The 18336-nt window shown below is 58.9% G+C and carries 16 protein-coding genes; 3 read left to right on the top strand and 13 right to left on the bottom strand.

Annotation, left to right across the window (positions count from 1 at the left end; genetic code table 11):
• Positions 1 to 181 precede the first annotated feature (181 nt).
• The gene (locus ACM64M_RS07530; protein WP_416228057.1) at positions 182 to 928 is read right to left on the bottom strand and encodes an SDR family NAD(P)-dependent oxidoreductase; all 747 of its coding nucleotides are present in this window, start codon (positions 926 to 928) and stop codon (positions 182 to 184) included.
• A 293-nt stretch (positions 929 to 1221) separates the two neighbouring features.
• Between ACM64M_RS07530 and ACM64M_RS07525 the strand changes: the two genes are divergently transcribed.
• From ACM64M_RS07525 to zapE, 3 genes are read left to right on the top strand one after another with little or no spacing between them, the layout of a single operon-like run.
• Positions 1222 to 2004 carry a succinate dehydrogenase iron-sulfur subunit gene (locus tag ACM64M_RS07525; protein ID WP_416228056.1) on the top strand — a complete coding sequence of 261 codons (783 nt, stop codon included), beginning with the start codon at positions 1222 to 1224 and terminating at the stop codon, positions 2002 to 2004.
• Positions 2005 to 2007: 3 nt separating this feature from the next.
• On the top strand, positions 2008 to 2472 hold the full coding sequence (locus tag ACM64M_RS07520) for a PaaI family thioesterase (protein ID WP_416228055.1): 465 nt from the start codon (positions 2008 to 2010) through the stop codon (positions 2470 to 2472).
• On the top strand, positions 2469 to 3605 hold the full coding sequence (zapE, locus tag ACM64M_RS07515; RefSeq protein WP_416228054.1) for a cell division protein ZapE: 1137 nt from the start codon (positions 2469 to 2471) through the stop codon (positions 3603 to 3605). The genes ACM64M_RS07520 and zapE overlap by 4 nt, the downstream gene beginning before the upstream one ends.
• Before the next feature lie 8 nt (positions 3606 to 3613).
• On the opposite strand, the gene ACM64M_RS07510 is transcribed toward zapE, so the two are convergent.
• The 12 genes from ACM64M_RS07510 to ACM64M_RS07455 all read right to left on the bottom strand — a co-directional run bounded on the left by ACM64M_RS07510 (position 3614) and on the right by ACM64M_RS07455 (position 18335).
• Complete coding sequence (locus ACM64M_RS07510) at positions 3614 to 4438, bottom strand: crotonase/enoyl-CoA hydratase family protein (RefSeq protein WP_416228053.1); 825 nt, start codon at positions 4436 to 4438, stop codon at positions 3614 to 3616.
• A 323-nt stretch (positions 4439 to 4761) separates the two neighbouring features.
• Entirely contained in the window at positions 4762 to 6660 is a 1899-nt protein-coding gene (locus ACM64M_RS07505; RefSeq protein WP_416228052.1) for an XrtA/PEP-CTERM system amidotransferase, read from the bottom strand.
• A 14-nt stretch (positions 6661 to 6674) separates the two neighbouring features.
• Positions 6675 to 7652, bottom strand: coding sequence for an exosortase A (gene xrtA, locus ACM64M_RS07500; RefSeq protein WP_416228051.1), 978 nt, complete (start codon positions 7650 to 7652; stop codon positions 6675 to 6677).
• A 43-nt stretch (positions 7653 to 7695) separates the two neighbouring features.
• On the bottom strand, positions 7696 to 8922 hold the full coding sequence (locus tag ACM64M_RS07495; RefSeq protein WP_416228050.1) for a TIGR03087 family PEP-CTERM/XrtA system glycosyltransferase: 1227 nt from the start codon (positions 8920 to 8922) through the stop codon (positions 7696 to 7698).
• A gap of 8 nt (positions 8923 to 8930) precedes the next feature.
• Positions 8931 to 9992 carry a FemAB family XrtA/PEP-CTERM system-associated protein gene (locus ACM64M_RS07490; RefSeq protein WP_416228049.1) on the bottom strand — a complete coding sequence of 354 codons (1062 nt, stop codon included), beginning with the start codon at positions 9990 to 9992 and terminating at the stop codon, positions 8931 to 8933.
• Positions 9989 to 10924 (bottom strand): XrtA system polysaccharide deacetylase, encoded by a 936-nt coding sequence (locus tag ACM64M_RS07485; protein WP_416228048.1) that lies wholly within the window; start codon positions 10922 to 10924, stop codon positions 9989 to 9991. Before ACM64M_RS07485 ends, ACM64M_RS07490 begins: the two co-directional genes overlap by 4 nt.
• Positions 10925 to 10926: 2 nt before the next feature.
• Complete coding sequence (locus ACM64M_RS07480) at positions 10927 to 12093, bottom strand: XrtA/PEP-CTERM system-associated ATPase (protein WP_416228047.1); 1167 nt, start codon at positions 12091 to 12093, stop codon at positions 10927 to 10929.
• A 20-nt stretch (positions 12094 to 12113) separates the two neighbouring features.
• Positions 12114 to 13724, bottom strand: a complete 1611-nt coding sequence (locus ACM64M_RS07475) for a preprotein translocase subunit YajC (protein ID WP_416228046.1) — start codon at positions 13722 to 13724, stop codon at positions 12114 to 12116.
• A gap of 2 nt (positions 13725 to 13726) precedes the next feature.
• Positions 13727 to 14743: a P-loop NTPase gene (locus ACM64M_RS07470; RefSeq protein WP_416228045.1), complete on the bottom strand. Its 1017-nt coding sequence runs from the start codon at positions 14741 to 14743 to the stop codon at positions 13727 to 13729.
• Positions 14744 to 14754: 11 nt separating this feature from the next.
• Positions 14755 to 16278, bottom strand: a complete 1524-nt coding sequence (locus ACM64M_RS07465) for an XrtA system polysaccharide chain length determinant (RefSeq protein ID WP_416228044.1) — start codon at positions 16276 to 16278, stop codon at positions 14755 to 14757.
• A gap of 13 nt (positions 16279 to 16291) precedes the next feature.
• Entirely contained in the window at positions 16292 to 16936 is a 645-nt protein-coding gene (locus ACM64M_RS07460; protein ID WP_416228043.1) for an XrtA/PEP-CTERM system exopolysaccharide export protein, read from the bottom strand.
• 172 nt (positions 16937 to 17108) lie between these two features.
• Entirely contained in the window at positions 17109 to 18335 is a 1227-nt protein-coding gene (locus tag ACM64M_RS07455) for a pyridoxal-dependent decarboxylase, exosortase A system-associated (protein WP_416228065.1), read from the bottom strand.
• Position 18336: the final 1 nt, after the last annotated feature.

Here is an 18336-nt window from a genome sequence, read left to right as displayed (position 1 = left end):
GAACTCCATTCCCGGTGAGTAGCCTCGGCGCATGGCCTTCGACAAGCTCAGGCTGAGCGGGGGTGGGTGAAGAGGCTTCGCAAGGCGACAGCTTACCACCCAATATCAGCCACCCAGCGGGTCAGGTCATTTCGCCTAAAGCCGCCATACCGCTCGGACAACCCTGCCCTGCCCCGCCACCTCAGGCAGGCACTCGCTTTCCGGCGAAATCGAACACACCGCCGCTGTCATCCGACGACAGGCCGGCCAGCACCTCCAGCAAATTGCCTGCCGCCGCATCGGGCGGGGTCAATTGGCCTTCTGGCAGGTTGGCCTGAAACGGTTCTGACAGGGGGCTGTCCACGGTGCCGGGGTGCAGGCCGACGATGATGCTGCGTTGATGCGAACGCGCCATTTCGAGCGCGAAGTTCCTGATCAGCATATTGAGCGCCGCTTTCGACGCGCGGTAGGAATGCCACCCGCCCAAGCCATTGTCGCTGATCGATCCGACTCGCGCGCTGAGCGCGGCAAAGACACAGCGTCTATCGCGCGGCAACAGCGGAAGAAAATGCTTGGCAATCAGCGCCGGACCGATCGTATTGAGCGCCAGCACCTTGGCCATCGCGGCGGCATCAATCCGTTTGTAGCTCCGTTCTGGTCCGGTGCCATCGGGTAGCGTCAAAACTCCAGTAGCAATGATGACCCATTCGGGCGGATTGTCCTGCATCGCCTCGGCTGCGGATTGGATGCTGGCTTCGTCTTCAAGATCAAAGGTGAAAGGGCGGTATTGCGGCCCAACGGGTTCAACTCCGCTGCGCGAACCGGCATGAATGGTTTCGCATCCACGCTGTGCCAATGCCTCACATAGCGCCTTTCCGATCCCTCCGCTGCTGCCGAACACGGCGGCGCTACGTGGGCAGGAATCTGGCCAGTTTCCTACTCTCTGCATGTGCGCTAAAGCGGGCGAATGTCCATGAAGTTCCCGAAAAGTTGCGAGCCACTCTCCTTTGATCGCAGCGTTTCTGGAAAGTCACAGAGTCTTACCACGAAATCCAAAATAATATATATTTCAATATTTTATGAGGGCAATCGGGTTTTTGCAAACACGCCCTTCGCTGTCAGGCCACAATGCAGAGTTGAGCGCAGCGCAAAACTCTGCGCAAACCAGGCATCACTTCGCGTCTTGCCTCACATCGCTCATGCGTTAGATAGGATGCCGGGGCAATCAGGGATCAAGAGATAATGGCGACTTTCACCCTTCCAAAGAATTCGACCATCCGCAAAGACGGCAAGGTGCACAAGGCGTCTGGCGGCGGCCGGGTGAAGTCGTTCAAAGTCTATCGCTATGACCCCGACAGCGGTCAGAATCCGCGCTATGACAAATTCGAGCTCAACCTTGATGATTGCGGCCCGATGGTTCTGGATGCGCTGATCAAGATCAAGAACGAGATTGACCCGACGCTGACCTTTCGCCGGTCCTGCCGCGAGGGGATTTGCGGTTCGTGTTCGATGAACCTCAATGGTAAGAATGGTCTCGCCTGCACCACCGCGATTGAGGATCTGAAGGGCGAGATTCGCATCACTCCCCTGCCCCATATGGACGTGATCAAGGATCTGGTCCCTGACTTCACCCATTTCTACGCGCAATACGCCTCGATCCGGCCATGGCTGCAAACCGTCAGCCCGACGCCTTCGGGCAAGGAACGGCTGCAATCGCCCGAACAGCGCGAGAAACTGGACGGACTTTATGAGTGCATTCTGTGCGCGTGCTGTTCGACATCGTGCCCGTCCTATTGGTGGAATTCAGACAAATTTCTGGGCCCGGCGATCCTGCTGCAAGCCTATCGCTGGCTGGCCGACAGCCGCGACGAGATGACGGGCGAACGGCTCAATGAGCTGGAAGACCCGTTCCGTCTGTATCGTTGCCACACGATCATGAATTGCTCGAACGTCTGTCCCAAGGGCCTGAGCCCGGCCAAGGCGATTGCCGAAACCAAGAAGCTGATGGCCGAACGCGCGATCTGATTCGTGGGATTGCCAGAGGACGTATTCGACCATCTGCCCGACCCGGCAAATCCGGGCTGGCATCACTGGAACCTTAGGGATGAAACGCTGTTCAACGGAGCGGTGATGGGCAGGCTCATTACGCGCCGAGAAGCGGACAAATGCCGGCTAAGGATGTTTCCGGAACGCCGCCACATGAACCTGCAAGGGATCATTCACGGCGCGGTGACTTTGGGCTTGATCGACATCTCGATGTTCACAACGATGCATGTGATCGGCAGCGGCAACGCCGGACCATCGGTGACGCTGGAGCTTTCGACGCAGTTCATCGGCGGCGGCGATGAAGGCCGCCCTCTGGATGCCGTGACCGAGATCATGCGCGAGACCGGAAAGCTGATGTTCGTGCGCGGCGAGGTTGTGCAGGACGATGACCGGGTGGCCGCATACAGCGGTATCATCCGCAAATTCGCGGCGCGCAAGGAACGGTGATGAAAGTCCTCTCGCGCTACGACGAACTCGTTGCGGGGGGGGAACTGCAACCCGATCCGGATCAGCGCCGCGCCGCCATCCGGCTTGGTCAGGCGCAGTCAGAACTGGAGGCCGCTGCGCAAACAGGCAAAGCAGGATTGCTCGACCGCCTCGCAAGCAGGCTGCGCCCGCAAAAGCCCGCCGCAATTACCGGCGTGTACATGTGGGGAGGCGTCGGACGCGGCAAGAGCATGCTGATGGACCTGTTTCACGATTGCCTCGATATTCGTGCCAAACGCCGCGTTCACTTCCACGAATTCATGCAGGAGGTTCACGAACGCATCCGTCTGGAGCGCAGGAACCAGACCGGCGACCCCATCGCACCCGTCGCTGCGGCGATAGCCAGCGGAGTGCGATGTTTGGCCTTTGACGAGATGGTGATCGGCAATTCAGCCGATGCCATGATCATGAGCCGCCTGTTCAGAGCGCTGATGGTTGAACATGCAGTGACGATCGTCACCACGTCCAACCGCCCGCCGGGGGATCTCTACAAGGATGGGTTGAACCGCGAACATTTCCTGCCGTTCATCGATCTGATCGAGAAAGAGCTGGATGTCGTCGGATTGAATGGACCGACCGACTACCGGCTCGACCGGATTGGCGATATGGCCAGCTGGTATGCTCCCACTGGTGAGGAAGCGACGGCCAAGGTGCGCGAGGTGTTCTTCCGTCTAACCGATTTCGCACCCGAAGATGCTGCCAATGTGCCATCGGCAGAGCTGGCCATCGGGGCAAAACGGTCAATCCATGTTCCCAAATCGCTAAAGGGCGTGGGCGTTTTCAGCTTCAAACGGCTGTGCGGCGAAGCGCGCGGCGCGCCCGACTACCTTGCGATAGCGCGCGCCTTTCACACGGTGATTCTGGTTGGCATCCCCCAGATGGGGCCTGACAAGCGCAATGAAGCCGCGCGCTTCGTTACCTTGATCGATGCCCTGTACGAACACCGGGTCAAATTGTTTGCCACCGCAGAGGCCGGTCCGGATACGCTTTATCTTGCGGGCGATGGATCGTTTGAATTTGAACGCACTGCGAGCAGACTCAATGAAATGCAAAGCGACGAATATATGGCACTGGGCCATGGCGCTGAGCATTGAATCGCGGTTTACGCTGCGGCGATGCGCTCTGCCAGACGGGCCTGCGCAGCGACCAGACGGCTCATGACTTTCAGATCCTGCTCGCGCAATTGCAAGGCGGTGTCGGCCCACATTTCAGTGATGCGGTTGAGTTCTGAAAGGTGCAGCTGCCACACTTCCTTGATTGCGCGGCGCGATCCGACAAGACCGGCATGGCGGCGATCCGATTTCTTGATAAAATCTCGCACCGCATTCACCCCGTCTCCGGGCTCCGCCAAGGCATGAACCAAACCAAGGTCGTACATCTGCTGCGCTGTGAACGTTTCATTAGAAACGATTATCCGGTCGGCCATCGCACTTCCAAGCTTCCGCGCGAGGAATGCGTGTGCGCCCATACCGGGGTATAGGCCAAACATGATTTCGGGGAGACCAAACGTCGCCTGCTTTTCCGCGACGATATAATCGAACGACAACAGAGCCTCAAACCCGCCGCCCAATGCCGTGCCCTGCACCATTCCAATCGTCAGCATGGGAATACCAAGCGTGCGAATATTGCGATCGAGAATTCGGCAGCAGCGATGGCCATATTCAACCAGAGCTTCGCGCTTGCGTTCTCGGATCAACCGCTGAAACAATTCAAGATCACCGCCGAAACAGAAAACGTCTGGCGATCGGCTGCCGAGCACAAGATAACGCAATGGGACCTTGTCCGGGCCGAACCCTTGCTCGATTAGATCCTGCCAACGTTCAAAATCGTTGAGCATAATTGGAGTAAAACTGGGTCGCCCCTTGGGATTCATGTAAGTCCAAAGCGTCGCTGAACGGCCTTCATAGAGAACGTCAAGTTCCCCCAATGCAACCAATTCTTTTGGGATTGACGCGTGGAGCGCGCTTTCGGCGAGCAATTCAATTTCATCTGTTAATGGAACTGCCCTGCTGGCGCTGCTGTCCATTGCGCGTTACTCCGGTTCGACCCTGTACGCCCAACGCCTTGTGCAGTCAGGCATTTGTGCGGCTGTTTTGCCGTCTACGCGCAGACTCTAATCCAAGGGAGCGAAATCTGGCAATGAATTATTTGAGCTATTACGGCAGGGCGAGTCTCAAATCGGGTCAAGAGACCAAAAAATTGCCGACAATATTTGACCACTTGTGGATAAATCAAGCCGCTCACAAGCGTTCAGGCGGTGACATCAAGTTGGGACAGCGATTTTTCCAGCATCAACAATTGCCACAGAACCCGCGAATTGTCGCTGCGTCCGGCGATATGTGCGTCTGCCAACTCCGCCAGCGCGCGCGGCTGAAACCAACCAGATTGCGTTATGATGGAACTAGAAGATATCGCGCGCGCTGCGCCGCTCAATGGGCCCCGAAACCAATCCGCGATTGGTGTAACGAAGCCCTGTTTTGGGCGGTAGAGAATTTCCTGCGGTAAATAGCGTTCCATGCATTTCTTCAGCAGAAACTTGCCGGTCCCGCGGCGCACCCGCATGTTTTCGGGAAGCCGCGCCGCAAATTCGACAAGCCGGTGATCGAGCAACGGTTCACGCGCTTCGAGGCTGACGGCCATGCTGGTGCGGTCGACCTTGGTCAGAATATCGCCGGGCAACCAGAATTTAAGATCGGCATATTGTGCGCGGTCAAGCCCGCTCTGTGCTGGAGCATTCGCCATCAGCCGAATCAATTCATCCTCCGCACGAAAGCCGGATAATGCTGCGGAAAATTCGTTGGAATACAGCGCACCGCGCGCCTCAGGCGTCATCACTGACAGGCCGCGCGCATAGCCTTCCTCACCGTTCTCCGCCAACGCGAGCAGTGTCGATTTGGCGCGCAGCGGACGCGGTGCCCAATCCGCCTTTGGCCATGCCCGGCCCAATGTTCCGAACAAGGGTTGACGCAAGCCCTTGGGCAGCAGCGCGCGCAGTCGTTCCTCATTGTGGTGAAAGATCTGTCGCCGATAGCCAGCAAAGGCTTCGTCTGCACCGTCTCCCGACAACGCAACGGTCACCTTTTCACGGGCCAATTGGCACACCCGCCAGGTTGGCAGGGCCGAGGCATCGGCAAAAGGTTCATCGAACATCGCCGAAAGCTGATCGATTGCGCCAAAGTCGTGCTGCCCAACCGTGCGGGATTCGTGCGCCGTGCCAAATTTGTCAGCGATAGTCTGCGCGTAACTGGTTTCATCAAGCGCGGCGACGTCGAAGCCGATCGAACACGTCCGCACAGGTTCGGCGCTCGCCTCGCTCATCAACGCTACTACGCTGGAGCTATCAACCCCGCCTGAAAGGAATGCACCGAGCGGCACGTCGGAAACCATCCGCGATTGCACCGCTTGCCGCATCAGATGCACCAACTCTGCCGAAAGATCGGCTTCGCTGCCGCTGGCTCGTTCGCCAAAGCTGATGTCCCACCAGCGGCGCTGAAGAGGCACGGGCTTGCCTTGCTCAATCAGCAGAAAATGACCCGCGCCCAGTTTCTCCACCCCAGACAGGATCGAATGCGTGTCGGGGACGTAACCCCAAGTCATATAGGCATCGAGCGCGGTCTGATCGACACGGCGGCGCATCAACGGATGGGCGAGCAGGCCTTTCAGTTCAGAAGCGAACGCCAAACTGCCATCCGACAACCGCGCCATGAACAGGGGCTTCACCCCGAACCGGTCGCGGGCCAATAGCAATTTCCGGTTGTCCCGGTCGTATAGCGCAAAAGCGAACATGCCGTGCAGCTTCTCCAGGCAATCCACGCCCCATCTTTGATAGGCGGCAAGGATGACCTCGGTGTCGCCAGCGGTCCGGAATCGCGTGCCTTGAGATTCGAGTTCGCGCCGCAATTCCCTGAAATTGTAGATTTCACCGTTAAAGGCGATCACCGCGCTGCTATCGGCTGAACGCATGGGCTGCGGTGATCCTTCGAGGTCGATGATCGAGAGGCGGCGATGGCCCAGCCCCACTCCGTGATCGGTCCAGACGCCGGCGCCATCTGGTCCGCGATGGGCCAGCGCGTTGCACATCCGCTCAATCCGCATGGGATCGACGGGCTTGGGCGTTTCAGCATGAAAGAGTCCGGCGATCCCGCACATGGCTATTGCTGCGCTTAGCCCAATGCAGCGGGGGCCACAATCGCAGCGGTCATGCCCGCCAGTATTGTAAGCCCGGCAAAGCCAGCCAGCGCGGTGACGGGAGCGGTATGCGCCGACTCCAACTTCTGCAGCCAGGCAAATGCGCCGACTTGCGCGGTGCTCCAACCGAATTCCTCCGGTTCGCGTTCAAAATAACGCCATGCAGCGGACAGGATCAACGCGACAACCATTGCAAAGAAAATCCAGCCATAGAAAATATGATCGAACCCGGCGGCAAATTCGACGCCCTGACTTTGCGCAATATAGATCGTGCCCCATGCGCGGATGCCATTGGCGATGATCGGGACGATGACCGAAACCGCCATGAAAGCCGCACGGCGTCGCCAGCTGTCAAAGCGGGTGAAGCAAACTAGCACTGCGAGCGTGATCATTGCGGCGAGAAACTTCACCCCCGAACACGCTTCTGCAACAATGAACAGGCCGACGGGTGTGTCGATGTAGATGCCGTCAACCACCGCTGGAATGCCACTCCACAATGTCAGCGCAACCGCAATTTCAGCGGTAATGGCCTGCAATACCGGAATAAACTCATCACCTATCGGGACCAGGAAGGCACCAAAGGCTATCGGCAGCGCCAGCACCAGCGCGGCGCGCGGCCCGATTGCGGTTACCACCACACCCTGCAACACGCCCACCGCCCCAGCATGCGCGATTATATTGATCTCGCTCGCGCGGCCAAGGATCCACAAGCTCAATCCAGCGGCAACGATCAAGAGCCCCGGAAACCATGGCTCCGGTTCAAGCTTGGCAAGTTCCCCAAATTTGAGCGTAACCAGCCACCCGATGATGACCGGAGCAAGCAGAATGTGGGTGTAGGTGTCGATATGCCACCATTGGTGAAACATCTCACCCCATTCGCGCGCGGCCAGCGCCACAACCGCCAAAGCGCCGACTAACAGCACGGCGAACGACGCGCGCCAGGCTTGCGACATTTGCGTAAGGGGTCGTTGGGGTCCTGTATCCGAACGGACTGCCTCAGGCTGCATCACGGGCCTCGCTTTCGCTCATGCCAATGAGCCGTTCGAGCGGTGCCAACGTTGCGTCCCAATCGTGATGATCGAGCACAAATTGCCGCGCCGCACTTCCCATTTCAAAGGCGTGGTCTGGAGCGTTCAGCAGCGTCTTGATCCGCCCTGCCATCGCAGTGGGCGATGGCTTACAGACCAGCCAATGTTCGCCGTCTGTTGCATCAATTCCAGTCGCCGCCTGCGGCGTCAGGAGCACAGGACGTGCCATTGCCATCGCTTCGAGCACCTTGTTCTGCACACCGCGTGCAATCATCAGGGGAACGATCACACAGTTCGTCACTGAGATAAAGGGGCGGACGTCGGGAACCTCACCCCAGATCGAGAGGCCTTTCGTTGGCTTCATGGATAGCAACGTTCGTGTCGGACCACGCCCAACGATATGCAGTTCCGCTTCGGGGAAAGATTTGCGGATTTCCGGCAGAAATTCCTTAATGGCCCAAAGCGCGGCAGCCTCGTTCGGTGGATAATCCATTTGCCCGGTAAAGGTAAAATGAGGGCCTGGTCTTGCAGCAATCTCTCCATGCGTTTCAGCGCGTTGCGGATCGAAGTAGGCGGCGTCGATCCCATTCCCAATCACCTGCACGTTCACCGTCGCAGGCGAACGAAGGCGGGAACGAAACAGGGCCGCCTCGGCTTCGGAAATCAGGATCGTCGCGTCAGCGCGGCGTGCGAGTTCCTCTTCATATCGCGCCAACAGCCGCCCTTCGCGGAGGTTTACCCAGACCCGCGTGCCAGATGCGGCGTAGCTTTCAAACTTTGCGCTATCGACATCGCACAGGTCGATCACGACGCGTCCGGCAAATCCGTCAGGTATATATTGGCCCATCTGACCAGAAAAAATCACGATGGTGTCAATGTAACGCTCCGCAATCACGCTTCGCACCCATTTTTCCAGCGCATGACTGTGGAACGCGGTCAGGCTGACCGGCTTGCGCGCCGCCAAAGCCTCTACTCCAGCCAGCACAAGTGGCTTTGATCGGTTCACGATGCAATGCGAGGCAGCGATGGCTTCAAGATTAGCCTTTCCAACCCGGTCTGCATCGCTTTCGGCAAAGCACCCAACATGGACCGGCGCGATGCTTGCCAGTCTCCTAAGCAAATGATGCGCGCGAATTTTATCTCCGCGGTCAGGCGGAAACGGCACACGGTGCGCAAGAAAGAGAATTTCGCCCATATAATTGCTCAGGCAAGCCCACGCGCGATAAACGGACCGGCAGCATTGGCCAACGGCAGTGGCAGCTTCTTCCAAAGCTCAATCTTGCGTGAATAAGCTGCGCTGGTGGGATCCACATCGCGCGTCCGCGCCCCATCGCCCGCCCATTCGCCATAGGTCAAGGGCTGCGGTTCAAACCCCCAGTTCTTCTTGAAATGATACGGCCCGCTAGCGGTCTTTGATCGCCCAAAATCAAAGCTTTGCATGCCTTTTCTTCGGGCATGAAGCATCAACTCATAATACATCAGCTCATTCGCCCGGGCGGCGCGGGCAGCAAACGAACCGCCGCCCCAGAACGGCATCACTGCACCATTGTGATAAAACGAAAGCACGCTGGCGATTGGTCTGTCAGCATCGCTTACGGTCAGGATGTCACTGGTTCCAGGAAACATCTCAATCATCGCGCGAAACAGTCGCTTGGGAAAGACCGGCGTACCCAGATTGCGGACGCTTTCGCTGTAAGCGACGTAATGCGCCGCCAAGTCATCCGAATCACTGCCAATACGCACCGTCAAACCGTTCTTCAGCCCCTTGCGCACCTCAGCGCGGGCCTTGCGCGGGATAGCAAGCAATTCGGCTTCGTCATCGGCGGCAAGCGCGCGCTCGAACCCGCAGTGTTTATCATTCCATCTGCGCCAATCTGCGGGAATAGGCCCCCCGCGCAGTTCGACACTGGCAAAACCGCCGCGCCGGGCATGATCCTGCGCCGCCTTGGCAAGAACCCGGACAACCTCCTCACTATCTGCAAGAATGCCGCCGCCCACCCCAAATCCGCTGGAAACCAGCGCCTTGCCAAACAAGACTGAGCGAACCGCTGTCAGGGGAAGCCACCCGGTCACCGCGCCCAATTGCTGTGCAACCAGCCCGCAGGCCTGCTGCCCTGTGCCTCTTGCCACCGCATTCAGCCAAGCGGGGCGGTGAAACAGGCTGCCGCGCCGTTCGCACACAAACCCTTCAATCCGGGCGCACATCGCCGTGTCAGCGGGATCATACAGGCTGACCTGCTGGATCATGTTGACCGGCGCATTCACGCAGGCACCTCTATGCGCTTTGTCGCGCCTGCATGGCTGGCTTGGAAATCAACCGCGCGGAGCGCTTCTCGAGCGGCAATTTCGTCCATCCGGGTCCAGCGAAATTCGTGCACCAGATCGCTCAGCTTGCCCGCCATTTTATCAAGGCCGGTGTAATGCCGCAGCTTTGATCGCAGCGGCGCACCGGCAACCCGCGGCTGATCGGGGTCAATTTCCCAAGGGTGAAAATAGAACACCGCCGGGCGTTCATCGCGGTGGTTGACCTGCCGGATGGCCCAGCGCGAGAAACCATAGGGAAGCACCCGGAAAAACCCGCCTCCGCCCGCTGCAACCCGGCGCCCGCCCAGAATTGCGGTGGTTACCGGAATCTCAACCAGATCCGATGTTGCAACCGGGCGAAACGCAAAACGCGGCGCTTCGGGCCAGCCATAATGGTCATGCGCAATTGGCGCGACACTGGAGGAATAGGTGTATCCCTGCTCGGCTAGTTCCGTGAATGCCCAGCTGCTGCGCGGATCGATGGAAAAACTGGGTGCGCGATAGCCGGCAACCCGTCGACCCGAACAATCTTCCAGTATATCGCGAGCAAGCCGAATATCATCAGCAAAGGCTTTGCGGTCAAAGTTGAAAACCCGCGCATGGTCATATCCGTGGCTGGCCACTTCGTGACCGGCATCGGCGATGCGGCGGATCATTGCCGGGTGGCGTCTGGCAACCCAGCCCAGCGTGAAAAAGGTTGCCTGAACGCCTGCCTCGGCAAAAAGATCGAGGATTCGATCAATATTGCTTTCAACCCGTGTGCGCAGGCCGTCCCATTCGCTGCGTTTGATAACATTTTCGAACGCACCAACCTGAAACCAGTCCTCGACATCGACCGAAAGGCCGTTGGCAATCCGTGTATCCGCGCTGTGAAAGGGGGTTTCGGCATTCATGGTCAGGCTGCCTCGCGGGACGGGTCTTCCTCCAGCCACTCGATCAGCATCGTCAGAACATGGCGAAATGACCGCTCCTGTTCCTCAAGCCGCAACTCGATCTGGCTAATTGCGTCGCCAAGGTGGCTGTCAATCACCGCAGAGACATCGCCCTGATCGCAATTCGCGCCTGCAGCTTGCAATTCGCTGATTGCCGCTTCGAGTTTGGCGGTGCGGGCATCGCGCTGCGCCAGCAAGGCGGCGACTTCAGTTGGAGGAACGCTGTCAATGCCTGGCTGTGTATCGATTGCGCGCGCCGGTGCGGCTGCACCCGCTTCAATGCTCAGCGGGCTCGTCTCAGCGCGCGATCCATGTGATTGATCGGCTGTCATTTCGGCCATAACGGCATCGAGCATATCGGTGCCAACCGCGTCGCGTTCCTCGATTGCTCCAAGCAGCAAGAGGCGATTCATGACCTGGTTTACGCGCCGTGGAATACCACCCGTTGCAGCATAGAGCGCTGGCAACAGGCCGTATTCGAACAGCGGCCGTCCATCCCAGCCGACATGCGTGAGCCGGTGGTGGATGTAATCCTCTACCTCATCGGCATCGAGCGCTTCGAGATGGTGCGAGGCGATGATCCGTTGACGCAATTGGTCAAGATCAGGATGATGAGCCAAAGTCCGCCGGAATTCGGGCTGGCCCAGCAGCAGGCTCTGCAGCAACGGATGCGCGCCCAATTGGAAATTGGATAGCATTCGCAATTCTTCCAGCGCCGTCAGATCGAGGTTCTGGCATTCGTCCACCACCAGCAGACAGCGGCGACCCGCGCGGGCCTCGTCCTGCAGAAAACGTTCGATTGCACCCAAGGCACCGGCCTTATCATGGCCTTCAACCGGCAGGCCAAAGGCCTGCGCGACAACATGGATCAATTCCTCGCCGTCCAAAGCCGACGTAACCACTTGCGCCACTGTAAGCGCATTGCGGTCGATCCGCTCCATCAGATGTGCAACCAGCGTCGATTTCCCCGCGCCAACCTCACCTGTGATGACGATGAAACCCTCACCCTGGTTGAGTCCATAGCCCAGATAGCTCAACGCCTTCTTGTGGCTGGCGCTTTCAAAATAGAAATCGGGATCAGGGGTGAGCTGAAATGGCCGTCCGCTGAAGCCGTAATATTGATCATACATGAGGTGTGTAGCTCCGTGGATCAGAAATCGTAACGCAGGCCAAGCAGCGCGGTTGCAGTGGCGAAATCCTCAGCCGAGAAATCGCTGTCGAAATAGTCAACTGCCAACGCAGCGCGCGCCGAAAGCCGGTCTGTAAGAGACTGATTATAGGCCGCAGAGGCCCCGAATGCGGTCAAATCGCCGTTTGCATCGCCCGCCTGGAACCAATTGATATAGGCATTGGTCTGAAGGGTGGCGCTGCGGCCAAGCTGCCGGGAAAGCGAGCCGGTCAGGTAATAGCTTTCATCGGTCAGGCCATCGACCGCCTCGAGCGCAGTGCCAGCAGCGGCGATAAAGGTGCGGCGATCGTAGCCAGCGCCCAATGCCGCCGTTAGCTGGCCAATCTGGCGCTGGTAACTCGCCGAAACGCCGCGACCGCGAAATGCGGCTGAGCGCACCGAACCAAGCGTACCGACTACGCCAGCGCCCTCTCCGCCAGAAACCAGTCCGCCAAAATCACCCGACACCGGGTTACGCTGTGCAGTAAAATCGCTCGACAGCGACGCCAGCGAATTGTTCAGCGCGCCGCCCAATCCGGTGACGCCGTCATAGACCGAAATGCCAAGTGCGCTGCGTTCGTTGGGGACATAGGTGAAAGAGCCGTAATAGGTGGTCGAACCATATCGTTCCCCCACACTGGCCGACAATGAGGTGCGCGAACTGGGACGCCACAACACGCCGACATCCCAAAGCAAGCCGTCAACATCGAACGCCACAATGCGCGGTGAAGCCGAATCAGTGACCAGTCTGCCGTCTGTTCCGACTATCGGATCGCCATTCGCATCGCGCAGCGCATCGCGGCTGGAAACCTCAACATCCTCGTAACCCGCACCGCCGACAAATGCGAGCGAGGGCGAAACGGGGATCGTCACATCGCCGCGCACATAAAGGTCGCGCACGCGTTGATCGAGATTGGAGATGTCTTCCTGATATCCACCAGCCGTGACCGCAAGGCCAACTGGCAGAACATCGCCCGGACGCGTCCCAGCGCGCACCTGACCGCTATAGGACACGCTGTCATCAAAGATGTCGACCGGGTCGCCATTGGCGTTGACGACCGCATCATCGGTTTCAAAGCGGTTATAGCCAACGCGCGCATTGGCGGTCAGATCAACCGCGCCGATATTGGTCGCGAGCGTCGGCCCGGCATACAGGGCATAGGTCTGGCTGGTCGCATCTTCGCTCACCAGCGGATTGGGTGAAACCGCCCCGCCACCATCGACCCGGGTGCGACTAGCTAGCGCGCCGGCTTCGAGATTGAGCGCCTGAGGAACCACCGCAATATAGCCGCGCGCAACGCCGCTAACCGTATCTGTATCGACCGCGTCGCCATATCCGATATTGCGCTCATACCGCACCGAAACCGAAGCCCCGCTGTTGCGGCCCTGCGCATTGAGATCGACACCCGCGGCGACTTGCGTGAAGGTCACCACTTCATCGCCCGGCGTAATTTCCGCCGAAAGAATCTGGCTAACCTCAATATAGGGCTGCACAGTGATGGCGCGACCTTCGCTGCGGTCCTGAGCATAGGCTGGCGCAGCCAGAATGCTGGCAACAGAGCCCATCAGCAGCGTTTCTTTCAGAAAGCGCACGATTATTCCTCCTTCTCGCCGTAATCGCCAAAGTGGCGGCCCGACGGACTGAACTGCACTGCATTGAGCAAGAGTTTGATATCGGGGCAGGCCGACAAAAGCTGACGCGCATCGTCCAGCGCAGCGCGGCTGGTTTCATCGGCACGGACCACCAACAATGCCTGCCCGACATGCGCCGCCAGTTCTGCTGCTGGAGAGGCTGCCAGAGCGGGCGGCGTGTCAAAGATGACGAAGCGATTGGACGCGCCCATGGTCAACCGGTCCAGCACCTGCGCGGTGCGGGTGCTGGTCAGATATTCGGCATCGCGGGTGCTGCTGGTGCCAGCAGACATAATGAACAATCCGGCGATGTCGGTCGGCGAAACCAGCTCTTCAGGCTTTAGTGTCTTGTCTGCAACTGCGTCCATCAAACCCGGCCCAGCCTCAATACCAAGGCGGCGCGTGACAGAGGGATTGATCACATCGGCGTCGATCAACACCACTTCGACGTCGCGCTCTGCCGCCAGCGCGATCGCCAGGTTGGTCGCGCAATAGGTCTTGCCTTCACCGGGATGCGGGGAACACACCAGAATCCGGCGCGCGGAGGCATTGTTGGCGGCGCGAGCATCGGCGAGCAATTCGCGCTTTACGATGCGGAACTCCTCCAGCAAGCCGGTTACCGGCTCTTCGGGAACGATGAGATTGGCTTCTCTGAGCAAGTCACGGCTGATTTCAACGCGCGGCCCGCATAACGTAACCGCGCGCTCCTCTTTCGCTGGCTCCTTGATTGGAGCGGCCGTGCTCGCAGAGGCTTGCGCCATTGCAGCAGGCTCAGCGAGATGCGCCTGCGATTGCACTGCAGCTTGCGGGACAGGGCTTGGCCGGGCGGCAGGCATCTTGGGCGCGGGCAAGTCTTTGGGCACTGCGGCAGGGCCAAGGTTGTCGAGGCCAAAAACCGCATCGGCGCGCTCAAACAGGGACGCCCGCTTTTTGTCAGATGAAGCGCCACTCTTATGGCCAATTTTGCTATGTTCAGTCATCTGGGCCCCCTTCACGCAATTGTTCCGACCGAGACGACTTCAATCACCAGCAGGATAGCGAGCACGCCAAACAAGGCCGCGCTCGCACCGGCAAACTGCTTGAGCCTGCGGCGACCAAGCACGTTTGCTGCGTCTGACAAATTGAGTGAAATCGAACCAATGACCGGCAAACCCATCGAACTTTCGAGCTTTTTCGAGGTGGCAAATGTCGACCGCAATTGGCTCATGGCATATGCGACCCCCGCCCCGGCGGCTATTGCTGCAAACAGCACACCGATCAGCAACAAGGGACGATTGGGCGCAGCGGGCTTTTGAGGCACGACCGGCGGGTCGACGAGATCAAATTTATACTGGCTCGTTTCGTCAACGACGTCGCCGCGGGTACGCAGCTTCTCGCGATCTTCGAGCAGCCTTTCGTAATTGGTCCGCAGCACATCATAATCTCGGCTGATGCGATTGGCCTCGGCTGCGACGGCGGGTTCGGATGCCTGACTTGCCATCAACGATGCGATCATGGACTGGATAGCCGCGCGCCGAGCCTGCAGCGCTTCGACGCCAGCCTGGCGATCTGCCCGCAAGGCAAGCAGCGACGAATATGCGGGATTGGGAGTGCCCGACATTGCACCCGGCCCCGCAGCAGCAACCTGCCGGGTGAGGATTTCGACCTGCCGCGTGGTGGCTACCACATCTGGATGCTGATCGGTCAACCCGCGAGAGCGAAGTTCTGCAAGCTGCGATTGCACCTGCAGCAGCGACGCCTGCGGCCCCACCGCATCCGGTCCGCCGACAAGCGTGCGCGGCGTAGTTGAAAGCTGGCTGTTGATCGCCGCGAGCGCGCTTTGCGCGGCTGCAAGGTTGGCATCGATGTCACGAGATTCGGTCCGCGCCTGCTGAACCTTGGTCGACAGGGTCTGCGAACCGCCAATCAATTCGGGATATTGTGATTCAAACGCCAGTCGCCGCTCTTCTGCAGCTTCAAGTTCCAGCTTGCGTTCTTCGAGCTGCTGGTTGAGGTCGGCAATGGCTCCGCTAATTTCCGCGCGGTTGCCGGAAATGTGCTGCTCACGGAAGATATCGAGCAATTTCTGAACCACATTGCGCGCAAGCACTGCGTTTTCCGCGTCGCTCAGACTGCTCAAGCCGACTTCGGCGGTGATTGAGAACAGATTGTCCTCTTCGCTTGCCACTTTAACGTCTTCACCAAGGCGGGCGATGGCAGCGTTCATCTCGCTTTGCTCGGTGATATTCTCACCCAGCTTGGTCGAAGTGATGACCTTTTCGAGATTTACCGCGCTCAGCAGCGTTTGCCGGACCCGCGTGATCTCCTCGCGCCCGTCGCCCGCAATGCCCAATTGTTCGGACAGCACGTCATCCACATCAACATAGATGCGCGCCTTGGATTCGTATGTGTTGGGGATCATTGCGACCACCAGCCACCCAAGCAGGCATACGCCCCATGTCACCGCCAACGCCAGCCAGCGGCGGTGCCAGACCGAATACAGCGCTGTGCGCAGCTCTTCGAAAATCTCGTTCATTTATCAGCGCGCCTCAGAACCGGCTTTCCGGAATGGAGATCGTGTCACCGGGTTTGAGCGCGACATTTGCGCTGGCATCGCCGCGGTTGAGCAAATCCTTGAGGCGCAGGCGATACTCCTCATTACGCCGGGTTTGCGGGTCATAGCGCGTCAGCGTCGCCCGGTTGCCCGCCGAAAATTCGCCAAGGCCGCCAACGGCGATCATCGCATCAAGCACTGTCATTCCCGCGCGGTAGGGCAGAGCAGCAGGCTGCGCCCCAGCACCGGTGATGCGAATCTGCTGCGGCAGAGCGCCGTTGAATTCATTCACGATGACCGAAACGATTGGCTGTTCGATATATTCAGACAGCCGGACCCGAATGTCCTCTTCTAGCTGCGAGGGGGTCTTGCCCACCGCCACCAAATCGCGGACCAATGGAATCGTTACCCGTCCATCGGGGCGGATCTGAATATCCTCTGCGCTGAGTTCGGGATTGCGCCAGACATGAATGGTGATCTGGTCAAGCGGGCCGAGCACATAATCATCCACCGGAACCTGAGTCGTGGTGGAAATGGTCGCAGCGGGAAGCTGCGCGCTGGGTCCGCCGCTACACGCGGAAACCGCAATGGTGGCAAAAGCGATCCCGGCAAGCTGCGGGAGAGACGGCGAATGGGGCATCGATGCGTATCCTTGGCCAAGTGCTGCGGGCCAGGATCAAGGTGCAGGAGCGACCTGCACATCCGGGTCCGCGAATGTCCCGGAGTTTCTCGCTTATAATGGTGAATATATTGTTAGTAATAGCGCGTCGATCGATGCCCTATCCCGTTTCGGGACAGAGGTTTAGCAAAACCTAAATGATCATTTCCTTCGCTGGCCCATGCCCCAGAAACGCCGCTGGAGAGGCGCTTGCACCATAGGCACCTGCGCAGAATACCGCGACAATATCACCCACATCCGCGCGCGGCATCAGGGCCTGATCGGACAATCGGTCAAGCGGAGTGCAAAGACACCCGACAATATTTACCACCTCAGTCGGTTCTGCGCCAAACTGCGTAGCAATTGCTGCCGGGTAGTTGCGGCGCACCACCGTCCCGAAATTGCCGGATGCCGCCAATTGATGATGCAGCCCCCCATCGGTGACGAGATAGGTAACGCCGTGACTTACCTTGCGGTCGATGATCCGGCACAAATAAACTCCAGCCTCGCCAACCAGATAACGCCCCAATTCCACGCACAACTCAGTCTCAGCAAAAGCAGGTGGCAAAGCGTCGACATAGCGGTGCAATGCCTGCCCCACAGCGCCAAGGTCCAGCCTTTTGTCATTCGGGAAATAGGGAATGCCGAACCCGCCGCCCATATTGAGTTTTGGCAGGCGTTCGCCAATTTCATCGCTCAGTTGAGCAGCCAGCGCGATGACATTGCCTTGCGCCTCGATAATAGCATCGGCGCTGAGTGCCTGGCTGCCGGTGAAGATGTGGAGGCCCCGCCATTCTGCTCCTGCACCGAGGATTGACCTTGCCAGAACTGGCACCCGTTCGGCATCGACACCAAAGGGTTTCGCTCCCCCGCCCATCTTCATTCCCGAACCCTTGAGCTCAAAATCGGGGTTCACTCTGATGGCAATGCGCGGGGCCTTTCCGATGCGCCCGCCGATGGCCAACGCGCGCTGCGCCTCCCCTTCGGATTCGCAATTGAGCGTCACGCCCGCAGCAATCGCAGCTTCGAGTTCGTCATCGCGCTTGCCCGGCCCGGCAAAGCTGACCCGCGCCGGATCAATCCCGGCAGCACCCGTCATCGCTAATTCGCCACCGGAGGCGATGTCAAAGCCATCAACCAGAGGCTCCATATGCGCGATGATAGCGGGGTGTGGATTGGCCTTGACTGCGTAATTCAACCCAATGCGCGGGGGCAGGGCAGCGCGAAGTTCTCCCACGCGACGGTCCAGATGCGCGCGCGAATAGACGAACAAAGGGGTTTGACCCGCATCCTTGACGAGCTCGCTTACCCGGCGGCCGCCAATCACGAGTTCGCCGTTAGATGACGAATATCCATCGGGGATAGGGCCAACCGGTTTAATG

It is taken from the genome of Qipengyuania sp. ASV99, assembly GCF_047872805.1.
Lineage (GTDB): Bacteria > Pseudomonadota > Alphaproteobacteria > Sphingomonadales > Sphingomonadaceae > Erythrobacter.
The sequence above is the reverse complement of the archived record's forward strand: the minus strand, read 5'-3'. Positions and strand labels throughout refer to the sequence as shown.

Bases quoted from the DNA above. Each gene is read 5' to 3' on its own strand.
- ACM64M_RS07530 (WP_416228057.1), bottom strand. From the start codon at position 928: ATGCAGAGAGTAGGAAACTGGCCAGATTCCTGCCCACGTAGCGCCGCC.
- ACM64M_RS07495 (WP_416228050.1), bottom strand. From the start codon at position 8,922: ATGGGCGAAATTCTCTTTCTTGCGCACCGTGTGCCGTTTCCGCCTGAC.
- ACM64M_RS07470 (WP_416228045.1), bottom strand. From the start codon at position 14,743: ATGACTGAACATAGCAAAATTGGCCATAAGAGTGGCGCTTCATCTGAC.
- ACM64M_RS07460 (WP_416228043.1), bottom strand. From the start codon at position 16,936: ATGCCCCATTCGCCGTCTCTCCCGCAGCTTGCCGGGATCGCTTTTGCC.
- ACM64M_RS07465 (WP_416228044.1), bottom strand. From the start codon at position 16,278: ATGAACGAGATTTTCGAAGAGCTGCGCACAGCGCTGTATTCGGTCTGG.
- ACM64M_RS07505 (WP_416228052.1), bottom strand. From the start codon at position 6,660: ATGTGCGGGATCGCCGGACTCTTTCATGCTGAAACGCCCAAGCCCGTC.
- ACM64M_RS07480 (WP_416228047.1), bottom strand. From the start codon at position 12,093: ATGTATGATCAATATTACGGCTTCAGCGGACGGCCATTTCAGCTCACC.
- ACM64M_RS07485 (WP_416228048.1), bottom strand. From the start codon at position 10,924: ATGAATGCCGAAACCCCCTTTCACAGCGCGGATACACGGATTGCCAAC.
- xrtA (WP_416228051.1), bottom strand. From the start codon at position 7,652: ATGTCGCAAGCCTGGCGCGCGTCGTTCGCCGTGCTGTTAGTCGGCGCT.
- ACM64M_RS07525 (WP_416228056.1), top strand. From the start codon at position 1,222: ATGGCGACTTTCACCCTTCCAAAGAATTCGACCATCCGCAAAGACGGC.